The 3,323-nt window shown below is 63.9% G+C and carries 5 protein-coding genes; all 5 read right to left on the bottom strand.

The features are described 5' to 3' along the window. Nucleotides 1–200: 200 nt before the first annotated feature. On the bottom strand, nt 201–470 hold the full coding sequence (locus tag ABIV12_RS06860; RefSeq protein WP_348057598.1) for an HPr family phosphocarrier protein: 270 nt from the start codon (nt 468–470) through the stop codon (nt 201–203). 67 nt (nt 471–537) lie between these two features. Continuing rightward, nucleotides 538–930 carry a PTS sugar transporter subunit IIA gene (locus ABIV12_RS06855; RefSeq protein WP_348057596.1) on the bottom strand — a complete coding sequence of 131 codons (393 nt, stop codon included), beginning with the start codon at nt 928–930 and terminating at the stop codon, nt 538–540. A gap of 130 nt (nt 931–1,060) precedes the next feature. Further along, the gene (rapZ, locus tag ABIV12_RS06850) at nt 1,061–1,969 is read right to left on the bottom strand and encodes an RNase adapter RapZ (protein ID WP_348057594.1); all 909 of its coding nucleotides are present in this window, start codon (nt 1,967–1,969) and stop codon (nt 1,061–1,063) included. Beyond that, on the bottom strand, nt 1,963–2,913 hold the full coding sequence (gene hprK, locus ABIV12_RS06845) for an HPr(Ser) kinase/phosphatase (RefSeq protein WP_348057592.1): 951 nt from the start codon (nt 2,911–2,913) through the stop codon (nt 1,963–1,965). The genes rapZ and hprK overlap by 7 nt, the downstream gene beginning before the upstream one ends. Nucleotides 2,914–3,031: 118 nt before the next feature. Next, a partial coding sequence (locus tag ABIV12_RS06840; RefSeq protein WP_348057590.1) for a PTS sugar transporter subunit IIA occupies nt 3,032–3,323 on the bottom strand: 292 nt, incomplete at its 5' end.

Here is a 3,323-nt window from a genome sequence, read left to right as displayed (position 1 = left end):
TCGATCTCGCCTTCAACATCGTCTTCAGCGAGCGGACGTTCGTCGATCAGGTAGCGGCTCGGTTGTTCGAGACGAGCGCGACCGAGCGCCATTCCACGCGATGCACTTCCTCCGGTCAGTACGAGTCGCACGCGTCTGTCTGCCTCCGTTGCCGTGTGCCGCCATCACCGGACGCTGCCCCGGGCAGTGTCCGGTGCATCCTATTGACCTTCGTCGAACTTCCGCTCGAACAGGTCGACCATTGCTTTCATGGCGGCCTCTTCGTCGGCACCCTCGGTGCGCAGTTTCACATCGGAACCGAGTCCGGCGGCGAGCATCATCACGCCCATGATGCTCTTTGCGTTCACTTCCTTGCCGCGGCAGACGATGAATGCGTGCGACTGGAACGCGTGCAGTTCCTGCACGAGCTTGGCGGACGCGCGCGCGTGCAGCCCCAGTTTGTTGCTGATCGTGATATCTCGTTCGAGCATGGCGGTCCTTCGGTGTCGGGTCTGGATCGTCAGTGGAAGGCGCAAACTTTCGGGAGCGCCTGGTGCGTCAGGGCGTATCGACGACGATGCCTCCGCGACCGCCGGTCGCCGCCGTCTGTGCGAGTTCGTCGAGCGATTGCTCCGGGTAATTGAGGACCCGCAGGAGCATGGGGAGGTTCAATCCCGATACGCAATGCATGCGCACGCCGAGATTGGGCAGGCGTTGCGCGATGTTGCACGGCGTCGCGCCATACAGGTCGGAGAGCACCAGTACGCCATCGCCATGGTCGAGTTCGCGCGCATTCGCCGCCGCCGCACGCAGCATCTGTTCGGGATCGGCATCCGGCGACACTTCCTGCACCTCGAGCGGCATCGACAGCTTGCCCAGCACGTGGCGCGCGGCGCTGACCAGCGCGGCTCCCATCGATTCGTGGGTCATCAGGAGGACGCCGACACTCATCGCCTGGCTCCTTCAGACGAAATCAGGTCTTCGCGATTCGCGATTTGCAAGCGCGTCGTGCAACGCCCATCGTGGTCGGTGCGCGCTGCACCAAACCCCAATTGCGAATTGCGAATCCCGGCTCTCATACTCATTCCATCTCGCGGTGATAGGTCAACACTTGCGCGTAGCGCTGGCGGAATTGCTCGGCAAGGTGCTCGCTGAGATAGACCGATCGATGACGGCCGCCGGTGCAGCCAAGGCAGATCGTGACATAACTGCGACCATCGGACTCGAAGCGCGGCAACCAGGTCGTCAGAAAACCCAGCAGATCGGACGCGTATTGTGCGACTTCGGGACGCGATTGAAGCCACTCGCGCACCGGCGCGTCCTTGCCCGATAGCGGCCGCAGTTGCGCGTCCCAGTGCGGATTGGGCAGGCAGCGCGCGTCAAACACGAAATCCGCGTCTGCCGGAACGCCACGCCGGTAGGCGAACGATTCGAACAGCAGGGTCATCGCGCCGGCCGTCAGCCCCATCTCGGTGATCACCAGCCGGCGCAGCTGGTGCACGTTCAGGTCGCTGGTGTCGACCACGCGATCGGCGATTGCCCGCATGGGCTTGAGCAGTTTGCGTTCCTCGGCGATCGCCTCGGCGAGGCCGATCCCGGCGATCGACAATGGGTGCCGACGGCGGGTTTCGGAGTAGCGCTTGATCAGCGCGTCGTCCCGCGTATCGAGGAATACCAGGCGATAGCCGATGTCCGCAGCCGCGAGCTCAGCGAGGATCTGCGGCAGCCGATTGAGGTTTTCCGCGCGATTGCGCACGTCGACGCCGACCGCGAGCTTGTGCTGAAGGCCGCCCGGACCTTGCGAGATCGCCTGCACGAATGCCGGCATGAGCGCAGCCGGAAGATTGTCGACGCAGTAGTATCCCAGATCCTCCAACGTACGCAGCGCGACCGTCTTGCCGGACCCCGACAGTCCGCTGACGACAATCAGCTGGTCGGGTTTTGACGGTGTTTCCGCCGGCGCATCGCGACTCGGGAGATCACCTACCACGGCGGCAGTCTCCGCATCTGGTGAGCCTGCCGGTCGATGAAGGTCTGCGCCGGATCGAATCCTTTCGTCTTGAGCATGTGGCTACGCACGGCGGCTTCCGCCAGCACCGCGATGTTGCGACCCGGTGCGACCGGAATGACGATCTGCGGAACCTGCACGTCGAGCACTTCGCGGTACCCGACGTCGCCTGTCAGCCGGATCATCGGATCGGTCGGCATGTCGAGCTTCTGCGGTTGCAGGTGGACGATCAGCCTCAGATATTTCGACGGCTTCACCGCGGTCTGGCCAAACATGTCGCGCACGTTGAGCACCCCGAGACCGCGCACTTCGAGCAGGTCACGCAGCAGCTCCGGGCAGTTGCCGTCGATCACGTCGGGCGCGATCAGCGTGAATTCCGGCGCATCGTCCGCAACCAGCCGATGGCCGCGCGTGATGAGCTCGAGCGCAAGTTCGCTTTTGCCCGTCCCGCTTTCCCCGGTGATCAACACCCCGATCGAGTACACCTCCATCAGCACGCCATGCAGCGTGATCTGCCGCGCGAGCGTCCGCGCGAGCTGGTATTGCAGGTAGGTCAGCAGTTCATGGCCGCGTTTGGGACTGTGCCAGAGCGGCGTGCTGGATTCGTCTGCCGCCTGGCGCAGATCCGACGGAATGGTCTGATCCTTGGTCACCAGCAGGGCGGTCGGTTCGTAGGCAACGATCTTTTCTACCGTTTCCCAGCGCTGGCGCGAATCGAGGCTGTCGAGGTAGTTGAGCTCCTCGGTGCCGATGATCTGCACTTTGTTCGGGTAGATGATGTTGAGGTAGCCGGCAAGCGACGGCCGCCGCGGCTGATTGCCGCCCGTTTCCATCGCCCGGTTTTCGCCGCGCTGACCGGCGACCCAGCGGAGTGACAGGCGTTCTCCGACGGAGTCGAACAACTGGCGGGCGGTCAGACGATCCATGGTCGGATGAGGGGCGAAATGCCTTCACGGCGGGAGTGCACGCGAGATTCGCGCGTATCTGCAGTGTAAGGGCATCCGGATGCGGGCGTCACAGGGTCGGCAGCGCCGCAGCGATCATTCAGCCGCGCAACCCGCGTTTAAGCACATCGAGCAGCAGCGGAGCGTCCGCCGCCGCGCGGAGCTCATCGGTCAACGTGTTGTTGGAAAACAGCTCGGCCAATTCTGCCAGCAGCTTCAGATGCTGGTCGGTGAAATGCGCCGGTACGATCAGCGCGGCCACGAGGTCGACGCCTTGTTGATCGTCGGCCCCGAAGTCCACCGGGCTGGCGAGTCTCACGAACGCTGCACGCGCCTCGTGGATTGCCGCACTGCGTCCGTGCGGAATCGCAACGCCATGGCCGAGACCGGTG

Source organism: Dokdonella sp. (assembly GCF_039926425.1).
In the GTDB taxonomy this organism is placed as follows: Bacteria; Pseudomonadota; Gammaproteobacteria; order Xanthomonadales; family Rhodanobacteraceae; genus Dokdonella_A.
The sequence above is the reverse complement of the archived record's forward strand: the minus strand, read 5'-3'. Positions and strand labels throughout refer to the sequence as shown.

Bases quoted from the DNA above. Each gene is read 5' to 3' on its own strand.
- ABIV12_RS06860 (WP_348057598.1), bottom strand. From the start codon at position 470: ATGCTCGAACGAGATATCACGATCAGCAACAAACTGGGGCTGCACGCG.
- ABIV12_RS06855 (WP_348057596.1), bottom strand. From the start codon at position 930: ATGAGTGTCGGCGTCCTCCTGATGACCCACGAATCGATGGGAGCCGCG.
- hprK (WP_348057592.1), bottom strand. From the start codon at position 2,913: ATGGATCGTCTGACCGCCCGCCAGTTGTTCGACTCCGTCGGAGAACGC.